The organism is Streptomyces tubbatahanensis (assembly GCF_022699385.1).
GTDB lineage: Bacteria > Actinomycetota > Actinomycetes > Streptomycetales > Streptomycetaceae > Streptomyces > Streptomyces diacarni.
Window position 1 is genome coordinate 3,333,697 of sequence record NZ_CP093846.1, and the last position, 21,713, is coordinate 3,355,409.

Here is a 21,713-nt window from a genome sequence, read left to right on the forward strand (position 1 = left end):
CCGTACGGACGCGCCCCCGGGAGGCGACCCGCGCCATCGCGGGCGGAGCGTTCCGTTCGGGGAACAGTTCCTCTCGGCGAACGGTTCCACTCGGCCAGGAATCACCTCGTCCGGACGTCACGCCCGTCCGGAGAGCGCACCCGTCCGGAGAGCGCGCCCGTCCGGACAGACCGCCTATACGAGCAACGCGTTCGCACGGAGGTCGCGTTCGCACGGACATCGCGTCCGTCCGGACATCGCGTCAACGCCGCACAAACACCGCACGGCACCGCGCCAGGGCGAGCCGCGCGGGCGGCGAACCCGGCGCTTCCGTACTCAGGTCCGCACTCTCTGTTGCCATTTCCCAGCGGGGACGCACATGTTGATGGCAACCTACTGGGAGTAGTCGTACTTACACGGAGGTGCGGTCCCGTGGCGTCGAACGTCAACCCCACAGTCCGGCGTCGCCGACTGGGCCAGGAGCTGCGCCGGCTGCGTGAGCAGCGCGGTATGACGGCCGAGGAGGTCGCGGACCGGCTGCTGGTCTCCCAGTCGAAGATCAGCAGGCTGGAGAACGGGAGACGGAGCATCAGCCAGCGGGATGTGCGTGACCTGTGCGAGGTCTACGAGGTCGAGGACCGCCGGATAGTCGACTCCCTGATGCAGATGGCGAAGGAGTCGCGTCAGCAGGGCTGGTGGCACGCGTTCGGTGACATTCCGTACAGCGTCTACATCGGACTGGAGACGGATGCCGCCTCACTGCGTGTCTACGAACCTCAGGTGGTCCCGGGGCTGTTGCAGACGCATCCGTACGCGGAGGCCGTCGTCGCCGGAGCGCTGCCGGAGGCCACGGCGGCGGACATCGAGCGTCGCGTGCAGGTGCGGTTGCGCCGTCAGGACCGGATCAGGGACGAGCGCAGTCCGCTGCGCCTGTGGGCCGTGCTGGACGAGTCGGTGCTCCGCCGCGAGGTGGGCGGCAAGCACACGATGGCCGAGCAGCTCGAATACCTCAACGAGATGTCCCAGCGCCCCCATGTGACGCTCCAGGTCATGCCGTTCTCGATGGGCGCGCATCCGGGCGTCAACGGCCAGTACGCGATTCTGGAGTTCCCTGACGCCTCGGACTCGACCGTCATCTACCTGGAGGGCGTTACCAGCGACCTCTATCTGGAGAAGGCGAACGACGTCCAGAAATACAGCGTCATGTACGAGCACCTGCGGGCTCAGGCGCTGAATCCGGATCAGACACGGGAGTTCATCGAGAAGGTCGCCAAGGAGTACGCCCGCGGCTGACGCCCCCTGGCCTCCGGCATGTGCCAACAAGGCATGCCGGGAAATCGGGGGAGGCTACACCGCGGCCCGTCGCGATGTGAAGACCAGCCTGGAATATGCCATCCGGTTGAGTGAACGGCCCCTTCGTGCGCCCGAACCGCCGCGTAATGTCGTTCGCACGTCAGGAAAAACTCGGAACAACCGGAGCAGACATGTCCATTCAGCAGGGAAAGACCCACACGTGGACCAAGTCCAGCTACTCGACGGGGAACGGCGCCTGTGTCGAGGTGAAATCACCGGCGGTGTGCTCGATCGCCGTGCGTGACTCGAAGGAGCCGCAGGGTCCCGCTCTCAGCTTCCGCTCAGCGGCCTGGGACGCGTTCGTCTCCCGCGTGAGCGGCGGGGAGCTCGGCGCCGGTCTGGACTGAGGCCGGGGACCGGGTGCCACACCGCGTACGACGTGGCGCCCCGACGCGTCTGAAGTGGCGTCGAAGCGCAGGACACGGCCCTCTCGACTGGCTCGCCGTCCCGGCCGAGGGGGCTTCGCGCTGCCCGCCCCACCGTTCCTTCACCGTGCGGCACGCACCGTTCAGCGGAGTCGATCCACGTAGGTGTCCGTTCCCGGGATCGTCGGAACGAAGGGCGCCACCAGTTCCGTCCGTCCCAGCCCGGTCTCCGCCACGGCTTCCGCCAGGCCCGTGAAACATGCCTCCCAGCGTTCACGCGGGTCCTCCTGGAGGAACCACAGCAGGGTCAGCCGGGTGCCGACCCCCTCGACCTGCCGCACGTACGACATCCGGTCGACGGGCAGCGGGGTGGGGCGGAACACGGTGACCATCGCGGCCGGAGAGCCGTGGAGACGGGCCGGGAGATGCTCCGCGCACAGCCACTCCAGCAGTTCGGCGCGCTCGCCGGGGCCGGTCGCGTCGACCACCTGGAGGATCAGGCCGCGGTAGGGGTGGTCGAGCGCGTGGTGGTCGCGCGGACCTGCGGCCCCGTCCCGGTAGACGGTGCCCTCGTGGTCCTGGAAGCTGGTGAAGACGTGAGTGCGCTCCTGGTGGACGCGTGCGTCCCGGTTGAGGCGCTTGTTGATGGCGACCGTCCACTTCATGTGGTCCTCGTAGCGGCCCTCGGTGATCCAGTACGTCGACAGGTAGCAGCCCGCGGTCACCGGCTGTGCCACCGCTGAGCGGGCCGGGTAGCGCAGCAGTTGCAGCTCGCGAGTGGCCACCCACCGGCGCCCCGCGTAGATCCAGGGCATGGCCATGGCGCCGGCGATGTAGTGGTCGTCCTCGTACCAGCGGTTGTAGGCGTACTCGTGGCCTGCGTGCGGCTCGACCATGGTGATGAGGGCGTGCCCTGGGCGCACTCCGTAGGGCCCGACCGCGGCCAGTCGGGCGTACGCGTCGCTGTCCGTACGGTGCGCGGGCGGGTCGCTCGGCGCATTCGACGTGTCCGGTGTGTCCATCGTGCCTCTTCCTCCCCCTCGGCTTCTCCCCTACGGTGTAGCTGACTGGGCGTCAGAATTCGATACCCGTACGGAGGGGGATCGGTGTGCTGCTCGCGGACAGGACAGTGGTGATCTCGGGGGTGGGTGCCGGACTCGGTCACGAGGTGGCCGCCGCGTGCGTACGGGAGGGCGCCTCGGTCGTGCTCGGCGCCCGTACACAGGCCCGTCTCGCCTCCTGTGCCGAAACGGTCGATCCCTCCGGCGCCCGCAGTACGTACCGGACGGTCGACATCCGCGACGAGCGGCAGTGCGAGGCACTGGCCGCCGCGGCGGTGGAACGCTTCGGCCGTATCGACGCCGTCGTGCACGTGGCGGCACTCGACACGGTCATGGGCGGCCTCGAGGGCGCGGATCTGGCCGAGTGGCAGTCGGTGCTGGACGTCAATCTTCTGGGCACCCTGCGGATGACGCGCGCCTGTCTGCCCGCGCTGAAGGAGGCCGGTGCGCGGGGTGACGGCTCCGTCGTGATGATCGGCACCCAGTCCTCCGTCGCGGCGCCCGCACAGGTGCAGCAGGCGGCATACGCCGCGTCCAAGGGTGCTCTGGTATCCGCCATGTACTCCCTCGCCCGCGAGCTGGGGCCGCACGGCGTACGCGTGAACACCGTGCAGCCCGGCTGGATGTGGGGCCCCATGGTCGAGGGATACGTGGCGTGGCAGGCCTCGGCCGAGAACGTGGAACCCGACGTCGTACGGGAGCGGCTGGACGCGCGGATGGCGCTGCCGCGGATGGCGGAGGACGCGGACGTGGCGGAGACAGCGACGTTCTTCGCCTCACCCCGGGCCCGGGGGATCACGGGGCAGTGTCTGCTGGTGAACGCGGGAGAGCTGATGCGCTGACTCCGAGCGACGACGCGGCCCACTCATGCGCTGACCCCGCGCGAGGACGCGGCCCACTCATGCGCTGATCCCGCGCGAGGACGCGGCCGGGCGAGGTCACCGCGCTCGCGCCGCGGAGCGGCCCTGCCCCCCCACCGACAGCCGGTCTCTCCGGAGCGTCCGGCGCTCGCTTCGAGCCCTCCCTCCGAGCGCTTCCCGGGAGCCCCCCTATGCGCGCGGGTAGCGGGCCAGCCAGGCCGGTGTGGCCGTGCCGGGGCCGTGCAGGGCGGGCCCCTGGGTCATCTCCATGGCGAAGTCGTCGGCCAGCTCCAGGATGGTCGCGCGGCCCTCCACCTCGGCGACCCACCCTGCGGGCAGGGCCGTCTCTCCGTGCATGGCGCCCAGCAGGTTGCCGCAGACGGAGCCGGTCGAGTCACTGTCGCCGCCGTGGTTGACGGCAAGCAGCAGGCCGTGGCGGACGTCTTGGGCGACCAGGGCGCAGTAGACGCCGATGGAGAGCGCTTCCTCGGCTGTCCAGCCCTCCCCCAGCGCGGCGACCCTCTCGGGCGACGGCATGCCCTGACGGACGGCGCCCAGGGCGCGCTTGAGCGCTTCGGTGGTCTCCTGGTGGCCGGGGCGGGCGGCCAGCTGCACGAGGGTGCGCTGGACCGCCGTGTCCAGGTCGTCGCCGCGGGCCAGGGTGTGGACGATCGCGGCGAACGCCCCAGCCGCCAGGTATCCGGTGGGGTGGCCGTGGGTCTGGGCCGCGCACTCGGCTGCCAGTTGGAAGACCAGTGCGGGCTCCCAGCCGACCAGCAGTCCGAAGGGGGCCGACCGCATGACGGTCCCGCATCCCTTGGAGTCGGGGTTCTTGGGCTGGTCCAGCGTGCCCATGCGGGGGTCGGCCAGGCCGCTGAGACAGGCGTTGCCGGGCGCCCGGCGTGAGTAGAGCCATTCCTCGCGGGCGAGCCAGCCGTCGTTCTCGCGGCGCTCGTCCGGGCCCCAGTCGCGTTGGGTGGCCGCCCAGCGCAGGTAGGCGGCGTGCACGTCGGTGGGCGGGTGCCAGGCGCCGGTGTCGCGGCGGACGTGGGCGCGGATGAGGCCGTCCACGGTGAACAGCGTCATCTGGGTGTCGTCGGTGATGGCACCGCGCCGTCCGAACGCGGGCTGGTAGTCGGTCACGCCCTGGGGGCCGTGGGCTTCACGGATCCCGTCCAGGGAGTCGAACTCGACGGCCGCGCCGAGCGCGTCACCGACCGCGCCGCCCAGCAGGCATCCGCGCACCCTGCTGCGGAAGTCCTGCTGTTCGGCGCGTCCCCATATGGCACTCGCGCCGCTGTCCGTCCCACCCGCACCTGTCACGATCCGCCGCCCTCCTGGCTGCCCCTCCTCCGGCTTGTGGCCCCGCACTCTAATAGACGGGGCCGGGCGCCGGTGAGCGCCCGTCAGTCCAGTACGGGCAGCAGTTCGGGCAGGTGGCCGTCGGAGGCGTGCGCCGCGCGCATCCGGTCCTCGGGAACGGGTCCGTATCCGGTGGTGCGGGGGCGTGCCGGGCGCCCGGCGGCGTCAGCGATGGCGACCAGGTCCTTGATGGAGCGGTAGGAGCCGTAGGAGGAGCCGGCCATCCGGGAGATCGTCTCCTCCATGAGGGTGCCGCCCAGGTCGTTGGCGCCGGAGCGCAGCATTTCAGCGGCGCCCTCGGTGCCCAGTTTCACCCAGCTGGTCTGGATGTTGGGGACCCAGGGGTGCAGCAGGAGGCGCGCCATGGCGGTGACCGCGCGGTTGTCGCGGGCGCTGGGCCCTGGGCGGGCGATGCCGGCGAGGTAGACGGGCGCGTTGGTGTGGATGAACGGCAGGGTGACGAACTCGCTGAACCCGGCCCGTCCCTTCTCCAGCGCCGTGCGCTGGATGCGTGCCAGCAGCCGCAGGTGCCCCAGCCAATGGCGGGGCTGGTCGACGTGGCCGTACATCATCGTGGAGGTCGTGCCGAGTCCCACCTCGTGCGCCGTCTCGATGACCTCCACCCAGGTGGCGGCCGGCAGCTTGCCCTTGGTGAGGATCCAGCGGACCTCGTCGTCGAGGATCTCCGCCGCCGTGCCGGGGATCGAGTCGAGCCCGGCCTCCTTGGCGGCGGTCAGCCACTCGCGGATGGACATGCCGGTGCGGGTGGCGCCGTTGACGACCTCCATCGGGGAGAAGGCGTGCACGTGGAGGCCCGGAACCCGTTCCTTGACGGTCCGCGCGATGTCGAAGTAGGCGGTGCCCGGCAGGTCCGGGTGGATGCCGCCCTGCATGCACACCTCGACGGCGCCGACGTCCCAGGCCTGCTGCGCACGGTCGGCGACCTGTTCGAGGGAGAGCGTGTAGGCGTCGGCGTCGGTGCGGCGCTGCGCGAAGGCGCAGAACCGGCAGCCGGTGTAGCAGACGTTGGTGAAGTTGATGTTGCGGGTGACGATGTACGTCACCTCGTCCCCGACCGCCTCGCGCCGTACGTCGTCCGCCGTGCGGCACAGCGCGTCCAGCGCGGGTCCGTCGGCGTGCAGGAGCGCGAGTGCCTGCTCGTCGGTGAGTCGCGTGGGGTCGTCGGCGGCCTGGGAGAGCGCCGCGCGCACGTCGGCGTCGACGCGCTGCGGGGCCATCCCGGGGGCTGCGCGCTCGCGCAGTTCCGCCCAGTCGCCGTACACCTCGTCGAAGTCGTCGCGGCGGTCGCTGGTGCGGCCCTCGGTGTCGATGGTGCGGTGCAGGTCGGTGCGGCCGCCGGCCGTCAGGCCCGCGAAGCCCTCGTCGGGCTCCTGCCAGGGCAGCCCCCGGGGGCGCACGTCCTCGCGGGCCATGCCGGTCTCGGGCTCGGCGAGCGCCCGCACGTGCGGGAGGATGCGCGGATCCATCCATGGTTCGCCGCGGCGCACGAACTCGGGGTAGAGGGCGAGGCGTTCGCGCAGCTGGAAACCGGCCTCCTCGGTGCGCTCGGACAGCTCATCGAGCTGCGGCCAGGGGCGCTCGGGGTTGACGTGGTCGGGCGTGACGGGGGAGACGCCGCCCCAGTCGTCGACGCCGGCGGCGATGAGCCGGCCGTACTCCGCGTCCAGCAGGTTCGGCGGGGCCTGGAGACAGCCGGAGGGGCCCAGGAGGTGGCGGGCGACGGCGACGGTCGCCACCAGGTCGTCCAGCTCGGCGTCGGGCATACCGCGCATGGCCGTGTCCGGCTTGGCGCGGAAGTTCTGGATGATCAGCTCCTGGATGCCGTGGTAGGCGCGCTGGACGCGGCGCAGCGCGAACAGCGAGTCCGCGCGCTCCTCGTACGTCTCACCGATGCCGATGAGCAGGCCGCTGGTGAACGGCACGTTCGAGCGTCCGGCGTCCTCCAGTACGCGCAGCCGCACGGCCGGTTCCTTGTCCGGGGAGCCGTAATGCGGGGCGCCCGGCTCGCTCCACAGCCGCTCGGCGGTGGTCTCCAGCATCATGCCCATGGAGGCGGCCACCGGCTTGAGCCGCTGGAAGTCCGTCCAGGACAGCACCCCGGGGTTGAGGTGCGGCAGCAGCCCCGTCTCCTCCAGGATGCGCACGGCGACGGCCCGCACGTAGGCGAGTGTGTCGTCGTAGCCCTCGGCGTCCAGCCACTCCCGCGCCTCGGGCCAGCGGTCCTCCGGCTTGTCCCCGAGGGTGATCAGCGCTTCCTTGCAGCCGAGTTCGGCGCCGCGGCGGGCGATGTCGAGGACCTCGTCCATCGACATGTACATCCCGTGCCCCGCGCGCCGCAGCTTGCCGGGGACGGTCACGAACGTGCAGTAGTGGCACTTGTCCCGGCACAGCCGGGTGAGGGGGATGAAGACACTCTTGGAGTACGTGATGACGCCCGGCCGCCCCGCCGCCTCCAGGCCCGCGTCCCGGACGCGGGCCGCCGAGGCCGTGAGGTCCGCCAGGTCGGCGCCCCGCGCCTGGAGGAGGACGGCGGCTTCCGTCTGATCGAGCGCCACCCCGTCCCGGGCCCGCTTGAGCGCCCGCCGCATCGCATTCGCCGTCGGGGCAGTCGGCGACACCTGTCCGTGAGAGGTCATTCCCCCACCGTAGCCCGGACCAGCGACAACGCCGCAGGCGGCGAGCGGATCGGACGCTGCGGCGACCACCTGTTCCGGCCACCCGCCGCACCGGCAGGTCCGGCTCTCCGGTGCGACGCCCTGCGCGATGGTTTCGGCACACCCGCCGGTCGCCGGCCGCACCGCCTGCCCGCTCGGCCGGCACCGCTCCCGTTGGCCGGCACCTGCCTCACAGGTACCGGGAGTAGCCGTCCAGGGCGCGCAGAACGTCGAGTTCGGTGCCGGAAGGGAGCTGGAGAATGACCTCTTCGGCGCCCAGTTCGTCACGGTAGTGGCGCAGTTTGCCCGGGGAGGGCAGGACGAAGGCGGGGACGAGCGCGGGCTCTCCCTGGCGCCCTGCGGCACGCCAGACGCGGTGGAGGCCGGGCACCGCTTCCCTCAGGCCGCTGCCGCCGACGGGGAGCCATCCGTCCGCGTACTCGGCGATGTGGGCGAAAAGGGTGGGCCCAGCGGCTCCGCCCACGAGCAGCCGGGGGCCGCCGGGGCGGACCGGTTTGGGGTGCGCGAGGGAGGCGCGGACGGATCCGAACTCGCCGTCGTAGGCGACGGGCTCGTCCGCCCACAGGGCCCGCATGAGCGCGACACGGTCGCGCACCAGCTCCCTGCGGCGGCGCCAGTCGACGCCGTGGTCGGCGGCTTCCTCGACGTTCCAGCCGAAGCCGACGCCCAGGGTGAGGCGGCCGCCGGACATCCAGTCGAGCGTGGCGATCTGTTTGGCCAGCACGATGGGGTCGTGCTGGGCGACCAGTGTGATGCTGGTGCCCAGGGCGAGCCGTTCGGTGACGGTCGCGGCGGCGGCCAGGCCGACGAAAGGGTCCAGCGTCCGCGCGTAGGGGCGCGGTAACGGGTCGCCCATGGGGGCGGGCGTCTGCCTGCTGACGGGGATGTGGGTGTGCTCGGGCAGATAGAGGCCGCCGAAGCCGCGCTGTTCCAACTCGCGGGCGAGGCGGGCGGGGCGGATGGTCTCGTCGGTGAGCAGAATGGTCGTGGAGATCCGCATGCCGCCACTGTGCGGCCCGGTGGCGTGGAACACCATGGCCTGTGCGCGCACCTGTGGGTGTCTTCGCCGTCTGACCACGCGGCTTTCGTCCGGCCACGCGGCATTGTCCCGAACGCCCGTGGAAGCGGTGCTACCGCGTGCTGACCGTCTCCGTGTCCCGTCCCGAACGGAGCACCGTTCCGGGGACGGCGCCGGTCACCGTGTCGTCGCGTACGGTCCGCGTCCCGTTGACCCAGACGCCGACGATGCCGGTGGCACGGGAGTCGAGCCGGGGGCTGTCGCCGGGGAGGTCGTGGACGAGGGTGGCGGGGCCCGCGTCGATGCGCTCCGGGTCGAAGAGCACGAGGTCGGCGTGCCAGCCCTCGTGGACGCGGCCGCGCTCGCGCAGCCCCAGGAGGCGGGCGGGCTCGTCGGTGAGCATCCGTACGGCCCGCTCCAGTGTGGCGAGCTTGCGGCCGCGCAGGCAGTCGCCGAGGAACCGGGTGGTGTAGGGGGCCCCGCACATGCGGTCGAGGTGGGCGCCCGCGTCGGAGCCGCCCAGCATCACGTCCTCGTGCTCCCAGGTGCGCCGGCGAAGCTCCCAGCTGGCCGGGTCGTTGTCGGTGGGCATGGGCCACAGCACGGTACGCAGTTCGTCGGCGGCGCAGATGTCGACGAGGCACGAGAACGGGTCCTGGCCGCGTTCGGCGGCGATGTCGGCGACGACGCGACCGCTCAGCCCCTCGTTGGCGGCCGAGTACGTGTCGCCGATGACGTACCGGTCGAAGTGGGTGAGGCGGCGGAAGACACCGGCCTCCTCGCTCTGTGCGCGGCGCAGCATCCCGGCGCGTACGTCCGCGTCCCGCAGCCTGGCGATGCGTTCGGGTACGGGCAGGCTCAGGATCTCGCCCCAGCCGGGGACGAGGTTGAGCGCGCAGAAGGTGCCCAGCGACATGTTCATGGGCGTGAGGATCGGCATGGTGAGCGCGACGACCCGTCCGCCCTGTTCGCGCGCCCGTGCGGCGGCGGCCAGCTGGCGGGGCACCCGGTCGGGGACGGCGGCGTCGATGGTCAGCACGTTCCAGTTCAGTGGCCGTCCGGCTGCCGCCGACATCCGGGCGAACAGCTCGATCTCGTCGTCGGAGAACATGTCGAGGCAGCCCGCGACGATGGCCTCGATCTGGGTGCCCTCGTGGTCGGCGACGGCGCGCGAGAGTGCCAGCAGTTCCTCGGGGCGCGCGTGGCGTGAGGCGACCGGCTCGCCGTCCCCGTCGGAGTGGCTGGCCGACTGGGTGGTCGACAGCCCCCACGCCCCGGCGTCCATGGCCTCGTGGAAGAGCCGCAGCATCTCGCCCAGCTGTTCCTCGTCGGGCTGTCCCCCGATGGCGTCCTCGCCCATGACGTGCCGCCGCAGCGCGCAGTGGCCCACCATGAAGCCGGCGTTCACGGCGGTGCGGCCCTCGAGTGCGTCCAGGTAGTCGCCGAACGTGTGCCAGTTCCAGGGGGCGCCCTCTTCCAGTGCGAGGAGGGACATGCCCTCCACCTTGGACATCATCCGGCGCGTGTAGTCGGCGTCCTGGGGGCGTGCGGGGTTCAGCGGGGCGAGCGTGAAGCCGCAGTTGCCGCCGGCGATCGTGGTGACGCCGTGGTTCATGGAGGGGGTGGCGTACGGGTCCCAGAACAGCTGGGCGTCGTAGTGGGTGTGCGGGTCGACGAACCCGGGGGCCAGGACGAGCCCGGTCGCGTCCTGGCGGGTGCGGCTCTGCTCACGGACGGTGCCGGGCTCGGCGACCAGCGCGATGCGTCCCGCGCGCAGACCGACGTCGGCGCGGTACGCCGGTGCTCCGGTGCCGTCGACGACGGTGGCGCCCGTGATGAGGTGGTCAAGCATGCTGCGCACGTCCTCCCTTGCTCGTCATGGGTGGTCAGACCCGCGGCGTCGCGGCTCGTGGCACGTGGCACGTGGCACGTGGCACGTGGCACGTGGCACGTGGCACGTGGCACGTGGCACGTCCGGCTGCCTGGGCGGCTCGGCTCTCGTGGCGCTCCCGCCGGCGCCGGACGCGTGCCGGCTCAGTCGCAGGCCGGCTCAGTCGCGGGCCGGCTCAGTCGCGGGCCGGCTCAGTCGCGTGCCGCGTCGCGGAAGCGGGTGGTGCGGTGCACGGGATCGGTGTCGATCTGCGGGATGACGTGCTCACCGATGAGCTTGATCGTGTTCATCGTGTCCTCGTAGCTGATCCCGATGGGCAGCCCGAAGGAGAGCTGGTCGGCCCCGGCCTGTTCCCAGCGCTTGCACTGGCGCAGCACTTCTTCCGGGTTGCCGCAGATCATCAGTTCCTCGGCGATGAGCAGGTCGACGATCTCCGCCGTGTACTCGGGGATCAGCTCAGGCCACTGGGGGATGCCCTCGGGGCGGGGGAAGGTGTCGTGGTAGCGGAAGAGGAGGGACTGGAGGTAGTGCAGGCCGCCGTTCACGGCGATCTGCTTGGCCTTCTCGGTGGTCTCGGCGCAGATGGCGGTGGAGGTGACCATGACGTTGTCGTTGACGTAGCCGCCGACGGGTTCCGCGTCTCCCACCGCCCCCTTGTAGGAGTCGACGACCCACTCCATGTCGGAGACCTTCTGCACGCTGAAGCCGAGCACCCCCAGCCCCTTCTTCGCGGCCATCGCGTACGACGACGGCGAACCCGCCGCGTACCACATCGCCGGGTGTGATCCCCCGTACGGCTTGGGAAGGATCTTGCGTGGGGGCAACGACCAGTGCTTCCCCTGAAACCCCTGGTACTCGTCCTGCAGCCACATCCTGGGGAACTCGGCGATCGTCTCTTCCCAGATCTCCTTGGTGTGATTCATGTCGGTGATGCCCGGCAGGAACCCGAGGATCTCGTGGGAGCCGGCCCCCCGGCCCGAACCGAACTCCATGCGGCCGCCGGAGAGGTGGTCGAGCATGGCGACCTTCTCCGCGACCTTCACCGGGTGGTTGACCTGGGGCAGCGGGTTGAAGATGCCGGAGCCGAGGTGGATGCGCTCAGTGGCGTGCGCCAGGTAGCCGAGGAAGACGTCGTTGGCGGACAGGTGGCTGTACTCCTCCAGGAAGTGGTGCTCGGAGGCCCACGCGTACTTGAACCCCGACCTGTCCGCCTGGATGACGTACTCGGTCTCCTCGACCAGTGCCTTGTGCTCGGCCTGCGGATCGGTCCTGGCCCGCGCGGCGGGCACGTACCCCTGAACAAAGAGCCCGAATTCCACGGTGTCATCTCTCCCTCGGTGCGTTTCCGACGGCAGAAACCTGACGGGCCGTCAGATCGTGTCGCGTCCGACTCTGGCACCGCGGGGTGAAGGCGTCAATACGACGGACACCGGCTCACCCGCACCACCGGACGGGAGAGCACCCTCCGGCACCCGCGCCTGTTCAGCCCCCGAAGGCGCGCCCGGCACAGGGGGCAATCCGCCACCGAAGGGAGCGAACCTTCCCGGAACGGAACGATCCGGTACGACACGCGACGATCTGCGGCCACGCGAGCAGGCCGACGTCACCTCCGTCCGAGCCGAACGCGTGAAGGATTCGTGAAGAATTGGTCACCAAAAACGTCGGCCCTTGCGAAGTCTTCCTGGGGGAAGCGGAAACCTGTTCCCGCTGGTCCCCCGTTCCGTTTCACAAGCGAAGCAGCAAATCGCCCAACCGGTCCGGACGGCGTACGGATCTCACCCCACGGTGACCGCACCTCACAGCACAGTGCACGGGTCTCACAGCACAGTGCACGGTTCCCACAGCGCGGTGGCCGCGCCTCACAGCACGGAGACTCCCGCCAGCCAGCCGCCGTCGACGACCAGGGGCGCGCCCGTCACGTACGAGGAGTCCGCACAGCTGAGGAAGAGTGCCGCGCGCGCCACCTCCTCGGGGTGCCCCATGCGTCCCTGCGGGATGAGCTTCGCGTAGAAGGCGTCCGTGTCGCTCCGCGCCGTCTCGGCGCCGTCCAGCGGCAGTCCGCTGTCCGCGGCCCTGGCGGGGTTCGTCATAGGGGTGTCGATCGCACCGGGGCACAGCGCGTTGACGCGCACCCCCTTGTCGGCCAGTTCCATGGACGCCACGCGGGTCATGCCCACGATGGCGGCCTTGCTCGCGGCGTACGCGGTCAGGTAGGCCATGCCCGTCAGCGCCGCGTAGGAGGCGGTGTTGACGATGGTGCCGCCTCCCGCGCGGACGAGGCGCGGGGCGAGGGTCTTCATGCCCAGGAAACAGCCCGTCTGGTTGACCTCGACCACCTCGCGGAACTCCTCCACCGGGGTGGCGGACAACGTGTTGAAGCGCAGGATGCCGGCGTTGTTGACGAGGCCGTCCACGGTGCCGAACGTCTGCTCGGCGGCGTCTGCGGCCGCCTGCCAGCTTTGCTCGTCGCGCACGTCCAGGTGGACGTAGAGCGCGCGCTCGGGGCCCAGTCGCGCCGCCACCTGTGCGCCCTGGTCGTCCAGTACGTCCCCCAGCACCACCTTGGCGCCCTCGGCCGCGAACAGGCGCGCCTCCGCGGCTCCCTGACCCCGCGCGGCCCCGCTGACCAGAAGCACCCGTCCCTCCAGCTTGCCCATCACGACCTCCTCGACCTCCTCGAAGAACGACGCCGGTGCGCCCGGACAGCGCCCTGGGAACGGACGTCCGCACACGCCGTCCGGCCCACGCCCGGTTCAGTCCAGCAGCGGCGCGACCTGCTGGGCGTAGAGCTCCATTTGGCCGGTCAGCTCGTCCGCCGAGCGGGAGCGGAAACGCAGCTGGACCTGGGTGACGCCGAGGGCCTGGTACGCGCGCAGGGACTCGGCGATCGCGCCGGGCGCCCCCGTCAGGGTGCGGCGGCCGACGTCCCAGGTGGCCCGGCCCACGTACAGCGGTTCCGCGAGGGCACCGACGGTGAAGGGCTCCCCGTCCAGGCCCGCCTCCCCGCGCAGCCGCCTGATGCGCTCGATCTTGGCGGCCAGTGCCTCCCTCGGGTCTCCCTGGGGCAGCCATCCGTCGCCGCGGAGGGCGGCACGGCGCACGGCTGCGGGCGAGGAGCCGCCGACCCACAGCGGCGGTCTGGGCCGCTGTGCGGGGCGGGGCCGCTGTCCGAGCCCGGAGAAGGAGATGCGGGCGCCTTGCCAGGCGGGGAACTCGTCGGGCCCGAGGGCCGCCTTGAGCGCGTCGACCGTCTCGTCGAGCACTGCCCCGCGTGCGGCGAAGTCGGCGCCCAGGGCGTCGAACTCCTCGCGTACGTGTCCGGCGCCCACGCCGAGGATCACACGCCCGCCGGAGAGGTGGTCGAGGGTGGCGTACTGCTTGGCGGTGGCCAGCGGGTGGCGCAGACCGACGACGGCGACGTGGCTGAGCAGCGCCGTCTGTTCGGTGGCTGCGGCCAGGAAGGAGAGGGTGGCGACCGGGTCGTACCACACGGTGCTCATCGCGCCGGCGAGCCTGCGCGGTATCGCCACGTGGTCGCAGCAGGCGAGGTAGGCGAAGCCGTGCCGGTCGGCGGCGCGGGCCACGGCCAGGAGTTCGGCGGGCCCCGCCGTGGCCTCCCAGGGCTCGGCGTAGAGGGTGCTCTGCGACTGGACCGGCAGCTGTATCCCGTACGACAGCCGCCCTGAGGGATAAGTCAGCACACACCCATGCTCGTACCTGACGGGTCGTCAGGCAAGAGGGGCGAACGGAAGTCCGAAAACAGCTGACGCGCGCTCAAGTGGCCGGTCAGCGACCCGCCGTGCGGATTTGCTTCCAGCAACAGGGAGGGTGTATTCCGCATACGGCTGCGCGAAAAGCGCCGCTGAGGGAACATGGCGGCACCGCTGTTCCCTGATCGGTCCCGGCGGGGACGGATCAGATCGCACGACAACCCAATCGCTCAAGGACGCCGATGACCGAGATACCGGTGGCGCTGCTCGTCACCCTGTCCGTGGGGACGGCGGCCGCCGTGGCGCTCGCCCTCCTGCTGGCGCGTTCGATGCGGGAAGCGAGGCGGTTGCGTCAGCGCTCCGCCGTCGCCGAGAAGGACCTCCAGGACGCCATGCGGCACCAGGCGGCCCTCGCCACACGCGCACAGGCCGTCGAAGCCGAGGTACGGCACCTGGCAGCCGCCCGCATTCCGGACCTGGCCGCGGCGCTGGCCCACCCGAACGTCCCCGTCCGCGGTGTCGCCGACCCCGCCTTCCGGGGCACCGAGCTGGACCGCTCGCTCGCCTCGGTGCTGGACCAGGTCGGCGACGCGGTCACCAAGGAGCGGCTGCGCGTGGACGGTGCGGCGCAGTCCGCGATGCGCGGCGCGACCACGACCATCCAGGCGCTCCTCTACCAGTTGCAGACCCGCCTGCAGACGATGCAGGAGCGCTACGACGACCCGTTCGTCGCAGAAGACCTGCTGGGCGCCGACTTCCTCAACGAGCAGGCGATCCGCCGCATCCAGGCCACCGCCATCGTCTGCGGCGCCTGGCCCGGACTGACCCGGCAGAACTCCCACATGGGCGACGTCGTCGTCGGCGCCATGTCCCGCCTGGTCGGCTACGCGCGCGTCCAGGTCACCAACCAGCTGCGCGACCCGGTGGGCATCGTGGCCCGCGCCGTGGAGCCGGTGGCGGTCGCGCTGACCGAGCTGATGGCCAACGCCCTCCACTACTCGCACCCCGAGCTCCCCGTCGCCGTCACCATCCAGCAGGGCAACCGGGGCGCCTCGATCATCGTCGACGACGCGGGCGTCGGCATGCACGGGGAGGAGATGGAGCGCGCCCAGCGCATGATCACCGGCGAGGAGGTGCTGCTGCTGACCGAGATGGGCGATCCGCCCAGGACGGGTCTGGCCACGGTGGGCCAGCTCGTCAAGCAGTACGGCTTCACCACCTCCATAGAGACGTCCCCCTACGGCGGTGTGCGCGCCATCGTGCACATCCCGGGCGAGACGCTGCTGACGCTGCTCGACGAGGAGGAGCAGCCGATGTCTCCCATGGCCCCGGTGCCGCGCGGCAGCGCGAGCGCCGCGGCCCCCGCCCCGCCGCACGGGCAGCCCGCCGCCCGTCCGGAGCCCGCGTACGGCGAGACCGTGCAGCTGGGCGCCGTCCAGGACCCGGCCGCCGGCGCCGCCCCGCCGGCACGGCCCGCCGCGGGACCGTCCGCTCCGGCGCCGTCCGCCACCGGCCCTTCCCACGCCGTGCCACCGGTACAGGACCCGGGCGGGCCCGCACACGAGAGCGGAGCCGCCGCGCCCGACGCCGGCGACGCGCTGCCGCGCCGCCGGCGGAGGCACGCGATCCCCGAGGCGTCGCTGGACGCCACGGCCGCCGTCTCCCCAGAGCCCGCTCCGCGCGGCGCGGCGTCCGCACCTCAGGCCCCGCAGCCCGCCGCGCACCCCCAGGCGTCACCGGAGGAGAGCGCGGAGCGCTGGGCGGCGTTCCAGCGCGGCACCGCCTCGGGCCGCGCGGCCGTCGACGAAGCGGCCGCGCCGGGCCCCTCACACCCCCAGGCCGATCCCCGTTCCGCTGAAGGGAATCCGCAGGAATGACAATCCCCGCACGCAGGTCGCTGCGCGACGACACCTCCTGGGTGCTGGCCCCGCTCCTGGACCTGCCACACGTCATCCACGCGGCCGTCATCTCAGGTGACGGCCTGATCGAGGGACGTTCACCCAACCTGGAGCGGGAGGCGGCCGAGGGCGTCGCAGCGATGCTCTCGGCGCTCCAGGGCGCGGCACGGACGACCACGGCGGCGTTCGCCGGCTCCTACGAGGTGCGGTTGCGCCAGACGGTCGTCGAGTCGGACCAGGGGTGGGTTTTCGCCATCCCCGCGGGCGAGAACACCGTGCTGGCCGTCTTCGCCGGGCCCGACGTGAACATGGGCATCGTGACGCACCAGATGCAGGTGCAGGTGGCGTCGTTGGGCAAGGCCATGGGCAGCCCGGCCAGGAACGACCTTTCGACATGACCCCACCCGCCGACAACAGGCGCCTGGTGCCCGCGTATCTGGCGACGACCGGACGTGCCCGGCCCAGCCGCAACACGCTCGACCGGCTCACCGTGCTGCACGGCGCGTCGGACCCGGCGACGGTCTCCGGGCTGCGCCCGGAGGAGACGCGGCTGCTGGAGTTGCTGCGCGGTGGGGCGCTGTCCCTCGCGGAGGCCGCCGCGCACCTGCGGCTTCCGGTCAGTGTGGTCAAGGTCCTGGTGGCCGACCTGGTGGACGCGGGCCGGCTGATGGCCCGCGCCCCGATCCCCGACGCCGAACTGCCGGAGCGGCAGATTCTGGAGAAGGTTCTCAATGGACTCCGCACTCTCAAGTCCTCCTAGCCCTGGCGACCCGGCCGGCGCCTCGGCGGCAGGCGGCTCCATATACCTGGAGGACAAGCCGCAGACGCTGGTCAAGCTGCTGGTCGCCGGGCCGTTCGGGGTGGGCAAGACGACGTTCATCCGCTCGCTGTCGGAGACGGCGCCGCTGCACACCGAGGAGGTGATGACGCAGACCGGCGCGCTGGTGGACAACCTGGCCGGGGTACGGGACAAGACCACCACCACGGTGGCCATCGACTTCGGCCGGCTCACGCTGCCCGGGGATCTGGTGCTGTACATGTTCGGCACGCCAGGGCAGCGCCGCTTCCGCCCCCTGTGGCAGGACATCGCGCGCGGCGCGCTGGGCGCCCTGGTGCTGGCCGACACCCGGCGCCTGGCGGACTCCTTCGAGGTGATGGACATGATCGAGGAGGCCGGGCTGCGCTACGCGGTCGCGGTCAACTCCTTCCCCGACTCCCCCTCGCACCATCCCGACACCCTCCGCGACCACCTCGACCTGCACCCCGACACCCCGCTGGTGGTGTGTGACGCGCGCAGCAGGGACCAGTCGGCCGACGCGCTGATCGCCCTCGTCGGCCACGTCCTCGAAGTGCTCGACCAGCAGCAGCAAGACGACAGCACGCCCGGCCGGCACCACGGCCACCAGCAGCCCCAGGAGACCGCTTGAACGCCGCGCCCCACACCGGGAACACGCCGTCCGGCACGATGCCGGCGCCGCTGTCCCGGCCGAGCCACGAGGTCACCCCGCTCTACGGCGAGGAGTTCGCGGCGGACCCGTACGCGGTCTACGAGCGGCTGCGCCGGTACGGGGCCCTCGCGCCCGTGGAGATCGCTCCCGGTGTCGGCGCGATGCTGGTGATCGACTACCGGGCGGCCCTCGACCTGCTGCACGACCCGGTGACCTGGTCGAAGGACTCCACTGTCTGGCAGGACACCGTGCCGCAGGACTCGCCCGTGCTGCCGATGCTGCGGGCCCGCCCCAACGCGCTGTTCAGCGACGGAGAGGCGCACGCCCGCTACCGCCAGGTGATCTCCGACGGCTTCGCCCGGCTGGAGCCGCACCAGGTGCGCCAGATCGTGCGGGAGGTCTCCGACCAGCTGATCGCCCGGTTCGCCCAGGACGGCGAGGTCGACCTGATCAGCCGCTTCGCGCGGCTGCTGCCGCTGCTGTTCTTCAACCGGGCCTTCGGCCTGGCCGACGACCGCAGCGAACTGCTGATCCAGGGCATCGCCGGGATGTTCGACAGCAAGACCACCGAGGAGGCGGAGGCGGCCGACATCGCCTACACCCAATACATCACGGAACTGACCCAGGCCAAGCAGCGCGAGCGGGGCCAGGACCTGACCTCCTGGTTCATGGACCACCCGGCCGGGCTGAGCGCCGAAGAGGTCATCCACCAGATCGTCCTGACGATGGGCGCCAGCTACGAGCCGCTGTCCAACCTCATCGGCAACGCGCTCAGCCGGATGCTCGTCGACGAGCGCTACTACAGCAACCTGTCCGGCGGCGCGCTGACCCCCCGGGACGCCCTGCACGACGTGCTGCGCAACGAGCCTCCGATGGCCAACTACTCCGCGCACTTCCCCAAGCGGGACGTCTACTTCCACGGTGTGTGGCTGCGCGCGGGACAGCTCGTCCTGGTCAGCTACGCGGCGGCCACCACCCAGAGCGGACGCGCAGCGCCCGGTGAGGCCACCGGAGCGGACGGCTCGGGCGGCGGCGCCCACCTGGCGTGGGCGGCCGGCCCGCACGGCTGCCCTGCCCAGCAGCCGGCCCTGCTCATCGCCAGCACCGCGATCGAACGGCTCACCGCCTGGCTCTCCGACATCCGTCTGACGGTGACGTACGACGAGCTGAAGTGGCGGCCGGGCCCGTTCCAGCGGGGCCTGGTCGCCCTGCCCGCACGGTTCAGCCCCGTCTCTCCCGACCACGTAGGAGGCACCCCGTGGAAGAGCCCGTCCATATAGCCGTCCCTTCGGACGTCCGCCTCGATCCGGAGGGCCGCGACATCCACGAAGAGGCGCGGCGCATCCGGGCGCGGGGCGCCGCCGCGACACTGGTGGAGCTGCCCGCCGGCATTCACGCCTGGTACGTCAGCGAGTTCGACGTCCTCAAGCAGCTCCTGCGGGATCCACGCGTCTCCAAGGACCCGCGCAAGCACTGGCCCGCCTGGCAGCGCGGCGAGTTCCACGACACGTGGATCCGCACCTGGGTCAGCGTCGAGAACATGCTCAGCTCCTACGGCGAGGACCACAAGCGCCTGCGCAAGCTGGTCGCCCCCGCCTTCACCGCGCGGCGTACGGCCGCCATGCTGCCCCGCGTGGAGCGCATCACCGGTGAGCTGCTCGATGCCATGGAAGACGACGCGGCACGGAACGGAACGGTGGACCTGCGCGCCTCCTTCGCGCATCCGCTCCCGATGAACGTCATCTGTGAGCTGTTCGGTGTGCCCGAGGACCAGCGGCCGGAGATGAAGCGGCTGATGGACATGGTCATGGACACCACCCGTACGCCCGAACAGGCGGGACAGACGGCGGTGGACATGCAGGCGGCCTTCACCGCGCTCGTCGAGTCGAAACGCGCCGAACCGGGCGAGGACCTGACCAGCGTTCTGGTCGACGCACGGGACGAGGAGGGCACCGCGCTCTCCGAGAAGGAACTCCTCGACACCCTGCTCCTGATGATCGGCGCCGGGCACGAGACGACTGTCAACCTCATCGGCAACGCCGTCCACGCCCTGCTCACCCACCCCGAGCAGCTACGACTCGTCCTGGACGGCGAGGCCTCCTGGGACGACGTCATCGAGGAGACACTGCGCTGGGCACCCAGCATCGCCAACCTGCCGCTGCGCTACGCCGTCGAACAGATCGCGCTCCCCGACGGCACCGTGATCGGGCAGGGCGACGCCCTCCTCTCCACGATCGCCTCGGCGAACCGGGACCCGGCCAAGTACGGCGCGGACGCGGCACGGTTCGACATCCGGCGGGCGGGTGGCGGGGAGCACCTGTCCTTCGGGCACGGGGTGCACTTCTGTCTGGGCGCCCCGCTGGCCCGGATGGAGGCCCGCACGGCACTGCCCGCCCTCTTCGACCGCTTCCCGAAGCTGCGCCCGGCGGTGCCGCCCGAGGAGATGGCGCAGGTCGCCTCCTGTATCGCCTTCGGGTACGCGGGCATCCCCGTGCGGCCACGGGGCTGAGCCCGCGCACCACCTGAGGCCGGAGGTGGCGGGGAGCGGGCGGCCCGGAGGACAGGGCCGGGCCGCCGCTCCCCGCCACCTTCTTCAGTACCCGGCCTGACCGCGTCTTGAGGCCCGGCCTGCCCGCGTCTTGTCGAGGGCCCACCTGCCCGCGTCTTCTGGAGGGCCGGGCCGGCTCACGTTCCGGGGGGGGCGTCAGGACCGGTAGGGCCTCGGCCGTCACGCCCCTGGCCACAGCCCTTCGTCCGTCAGGCCGAGCAGGTCGATGGCGTTGCCCCGCACGATCCGCTCCACCAGCTCTGCGGGCAGGTGGCCCATCTGCTGCTCACCGACCTCCCGCGACTTGGGCCAGGTCGAGTCCGAGTGCGGGTAGTCCGTCTCGTACAGGACGTTGGGGACACCGATGGACTCCACGTTCCGCAGCCCGAACGCGTCATCGAAGAAGCAGCCGTAGACGTGCTCGGCGAACAGTTCGGACGGCGGGCGCAGCACCTTGTCCGCCACGCCGCCCCAGCCACGGTTCTCCTCCCAGACCACGTCTGCGCGCTCCAGGATGTACGGGATCCAACCGATCTGCCCCTCCGCGTACATGATCTTGAGCCGGGGGAAGCGTTCGAACGCGCCGCTCATCAGCCAGTCCACCATCGAGAAGCAGCAGTTGGCGAACGTGATGGTGGAGCCGACGGCAGGCGGTGCGTCCGCCGACGTCGAGGGCATCTGGCTGGAGGAGCCGATGTGCATGGCGATGACGGTGCCCGTCTCGTCACAGGCCCGCAGGAAGGGGTCCCAGGCGTCCGTGTGGATGGACGGCAGGCCCAGGCGCGGAGGGATCTCCGAGAAGCAGACTGCGCGCACGCCCCGTTCGGCGTTGCGCCGCACCTCCTGTGCGGCCAGTTCCGCGTCCCACAGCGGCACGAGGGCCAGCGGTATGAGGCGCCCTTGCGCGTCGGGACCGCACCACTCCTCCACCATCCAGTCGTTGTACGCGCGTACCCCCAGCAGCCCCAGTTCCCGGTCCGCGGCCTCGGTGAAGGTCTGGCCGCAGAACCGCGGGAAGGTGGGGAAGCACAGGGCCGACTGCACGTGGTTGACGTCCATGTCGGCCAGACGCTCGCGCACGTCGTAGGAGCCCGGGCGCATCTGCTCGTAGGTGATGGCCTCCAGCCGTACCTCGTCCCTGTCGTAGCCGACGGCGGTGTCCAGCCTGGTCAGCGGGCGGTGCAGATCCTCGTACACCCACCAGTCGGCGAGCGGCCCCTCGTCGCCAGGGCTGCCCATCGTGGGGGTGAACTTGCCGCCGACGAAGGTCATCTCCTTCAGGGGGGCGCGCACGATGCGGGGCCCGGTGTCGCGGTAGCGGGACGGGAGCCGGTCCCGCCATACGTGCGGGGGTTCGACCGTGTGGTCGTCCACCGAAATGATCCTGGGGAAGGTCTCCATGCCCACCACCGTAGCGCCGAACCTGACGGGGCGTCAGCTACCGTGTCACCCTCGAACACGCGCATCCGCGCTCCCGTTCCGACTTCAGCGCCGCCTCGCGCGCCTCGTCACGTCGGCTCCCTC

18 protein-coding genes are annotated in these 21,713 nt (G+C 71.4%); 9 read left to right on the forward strand and 9 right to left on the reverse strand.

The genetic code is table 11. The annotated features are described in order from the left end of the window. The first annotated feature begins 411 nt into the window (after window positions 1-411). On the forward strand, window positions 412-1,272 hold the full coding sequence (locus tag MMF93_RS14225; protein ID WP_242751651.1) for a helix-turn-helix domain-containing protein: 861 nt from the start codon (window positions 412-414) through the stop codon (window positions 1,270-1,272). Between the two features lie 191 nt (window positions 1,273-1,463). Beyond that, a complete protein-coding gene (locus MMF93_RS14230; RefSeq protein WP_242751652.1) occupies window positions 1,464-1,679 on the forward strand; it encodes a DUF397 domain-containing protein in 216 nt (71 codons plus the stop codon). Window positions 1,680-1,840: 161 nt separating this feature from the next. On the opposite strand, the gene MMF93_RS14235 is transcribed toward MMF93_RS14230, so the two are convergent. Next, entirely contained in the window at window positions 1,841-2,719 is an 879-nt protein-coding gene (locus MMF93_RS14235; RefSeq protein WP_242751653.1) for a hypothetical protein, read from the reverse strand. A gap of 86 nt (window positions 2,720-2,805) precedes the next feature. Between MMF93_RS14235 and MMF93_RS14240 the strand changes: the two genes are divergently transcribed. Next, window positions 2,806-3,600, forward strand: coding sequence for an SDR family oxidoreductase (locus MMF93_RS14240; protein ID WP_242751654.1), 795 nt, complete (start codon window positions 2,806-2,808; stop codon window positions 3,598-3,600). Window positions 3,601-3,807: 207 nt separating this feature from the next. Here the strand turns inward: MMF93_RS14240 and MMF93_RS14245 are convergent, their stop codons facing one another. The 7 genes from MMF93_RS14245 to MMF93_RS14275 all read right to left on the reverse strand — a co-directional run bounded on the left by MMF93_RS14245 (window position 3,808) and on the right by MMF93_RS14275 (window position 14,286). Continuing rightward, a complete protein-coding gene (locus MMF93_RS14245) occupies window positions 3,808-4,941 on the reverse strand; it encodes an ADP-ribosylglycohydrolase family protein (protein ID WP_242751655.1) in 1,134 nt (377 codons plus the stop codon). Between the two features lie 83 nt (window positions 4,942-5,024). Continuing rightward, on the reverse strand, window positions 5,025-7,637 hold the full coding sequence (locus MMF93_RS14250) for a bifunctional FO biosynthesis protein CofGH (protein ID WP_242751656.1): 2,613 nt from the start codon (window positions 7,635-7,637) through the stop codon (window positions 5,025-5,027). A 208-nt stretch (window positions 7,638-7,845) separates the two neighbouring features. Further along, window positions 7,846-8,676 (reverse strand): TIGR03619 family F420-dependent LLM class oxidoreductase, encoded by an 831-nt coding sequence (locus MMF93_RS14255; RefSeq protein WP_242751657.1) that lies wholly within the window; start codon window positions 8,674-8,676, stop codon window positions 7,846-7,848. Window positions 8,677-8,806: 130 nt separating this feature from the next. Then, complete coding sequence (locus tag MMF93_RS14260; protein ID WP_242757560.1) at window positions 8,807-10,546, reverse strand: N-acyl-D-amino-acid deacylase family protein; 1,740 nt, start codon at window positions 10,544-10,546, stop codon at window positions 8,807-8,809. A 230-nt stretch (window positions 10,547-10,776) separates the two neighbouring features. Beyond that, window positions 10,777-11,904: an LLM class flavin-dependent oxidoreductase gene (locus tag MMF93_RS14265; RefSeq protein WP_242751658.1), complete on the reverse strand. Its 1,128-nt coding sequence runs from the start codon at window positions 11,902-11,904 to the stop codon at window positions 10,777-10,779. 540 nt (window positions 11,905-12,444) lie between these two features. Then, on the reverse strand, window positions 12,445-13,242 hold the full coding sequence (locus tag MMF93_RS14270; protein WP_242751659.1) for an SDR family NAD(P)-dependent oxidoreductase: 798 nt from the start codon (window positions 13,240-13,242) through the stop codon (window positions 12,445-12,447). A gap of 96 nt (window positions 13,243-13,338) precedes the next feature. Then, window positions 13,339-14,286: a TIGR03619 family F420-dependent LLM class oxidoreductase gene (locus MMF93_RS14275; protein WP_242751660.1), complete on the reverse strand. Its 948-nt coding sequence runs from the start codon at window positions 14,284-14,286 to the stop codon at window positions 13,339-13,341. A 251-nt stretch (window positions 14,287-14,537) separates the two neighbouring features. Between MMF93_RS14275 and MMF93_RS14280 the strand changes: the two genes are divergently transcribed. The 6 genes from MMF93_RS14280 to MMF93_RS14305 are packed head-to-tail and all read left to right on the forward strand — an operon-like array spanning window position 14,538 to window position 20,150. Next, window positions 14,538-16,172 carry a sensor histidine kinase gene (locus MMF93_RS14280; RefSeq protein WP_242751661.1) on the forward strand — a complete coding sequence of 545 codons (1,635 nt, stop codon included), beginning with the start codon at window positions 14,538-14,540 and terminating at the stop codon, window positions 16,170-16,172. Then, entirely contained in the window at window positions 16,169-16,591 is a 423-nt protein-coding gene (locus MMF93_RS14285) for a roadblock/LC7 domain-containing protein (protein ID WP_242751662.1), read from the forward strand. Before MMF93_RS14280 ends, MMF93_RS14285 begins: the two co-directional genes overlap by 4 nt. After that, complete coding sequence (locus tag MMF93_RS14290) at window positions 16,588-16,953, forward strand: DUF742 domain-containing protein (RefSeq protein WP_242751663.1); 366 nt, start codon at window positions 16,588-16,590, stop codon at window positions 16,951-16,953. Before MMF93_RS14285 ends, MMF93_RS14290 begins: the two co-directional genes overlap by 4 nt. Next, complete coding sequence (locus MMF93_RS14295; protein ID WP_423835421.1) at window positions 16,925-17,620, forward strand: GTP-binding protein; 696 nt, start codon at window positions 16,925-16,927, stop codon at window positions 17,618-17,620. The genes MMF93_RS14290 and MMF93_RS14295 overlap by 29 nt, the downstream gene beginning before the upstream one ends. Continuing rightward, window positions 17,617-18,921, forward strand: coding sequence for a cytochrome P450 (locus tag MMF93_RS14300; protein ID WP_242751664.1), 1,305 nt, complete (start codon window positions 17,617-17,619; stop codon window positions 18,919-18,921). The genes MMF93_RS14295 and MMF93_RS14300 overlap by 4 nt, the downstream gene beginning before the upstream one ends. Next, window positions 18,900-20,150: a cytochrome P450 family protein gene (locus MMF93_RS14305; protein WP_242751665.1), complete on the forward strand. Its 1,251-nt coding sequence runs from the start codon at window positions 18,900-18,902 to the stop codon at window positions 20,148-20,150. Before MMF93_RS14300 ends, MMF93_RS14305 begins: the two co-directional genes overlap by 22 nt. Window positions 20,151-20,369: 219 nt before the next feature. On the opposite strand, the gene MMF93_RS14310 is transcribed toward MMF93_RS14305, so the two are convergent. Next, window positions 20,370-21,590 (reverse strand): amidohydrolase family protein, encoded by a 1,221-nt coding sequence (locus tag MMF93_RS14310; protein WP_242751666.1) that lies wholly within the window; start codon window positions 21,588-21,590, stop codon window positions 20,370-20,372. Window positions 21,591-21,713: the final 123 nt, after the last annotated feature.

Excerpts from the sequence above, each read along its gene's own strand:
- MMF93_RS14230 (WP_242751652.1), top strand. The coding sequence starts at position 1,464 with ATGTCCATTCAGCAGGGAAAGACCCACACGTGGACCAAGTCCAGCTAC.
- MMF93_RS14235 (WP_242751653.1), bottom strand. The coding sequence starts at position 2,719 with ATGGACACACCGGACACGTCGAATGCGCCGAGCGACCCGCCCGCGCAC.
- MMF93_RS14250 (WP_242751656.1), bottom strand. The coding sequence starts at position 7,637 with ATGACCTCTCACGGACAGGTGTCGCCGACTGCCCCGACGGCGAATGCG.
- MMF93_RS14255 (WP_242751657.1), bottom strand. The coding sequence starts at position 8,676 with ATGCGGATCTCCACGACCATTCTGCTCACCGACGAGACCATCCGCCCC.
- MMF93_RS14260 (WP_242757560.1), bottom strand. The coding sequence starts at position 10,546 with ATGCTTGACCACCTCATCACGGGCGCCACCGTCGTCGACGGCACCGGA.
- MMF93_RS14270 (WP_242751659.1), bottom strand. The coding sequence starts at position 13,242 with ATGGGCAAGCTGGAGGGACGGGTGCTTCTGGTCAGCGGGGCCGCGCGG.
- MMF93_RS14280 (WP_242751661.1), top strand. The coding sequence starts at position 14,538 with ATGACCGAGATACCGGTGGCGCTGCTCGTCACCCTGTCCGTGGGGACG.
- MMF93_RS14285 (WP_242751662.1), top strand. The coding sequence starts at position 16,169 with ATGACAATCCCCGCACGCAGGTCGCTGCGCGACGACACCTCCTGGGTG.
- MMF93_RS14290 (WP_242751663.1), top strand. The coding sequence starts at position 16,588 with ATGACCCCACCCGCCGACAACAGGCGCCTGGTGCCCGCGTATCTGGCG.
- MMF93_RS14295 (WP_423835421.1), top strand. The coding sequence starts at position 16,925 with ATGGACTCCGCACTCTCAAGTCCTCCTAGCCCTGGCGACCCGGCCGGC.
- MMF93_RS14310 (WP_242751666.1), bottom strand. The coding sequence starts at position 21,590 with ATGGAGACCTTCCCCAGGATCATTTCGGTGGACGACCACACGGTCGAA.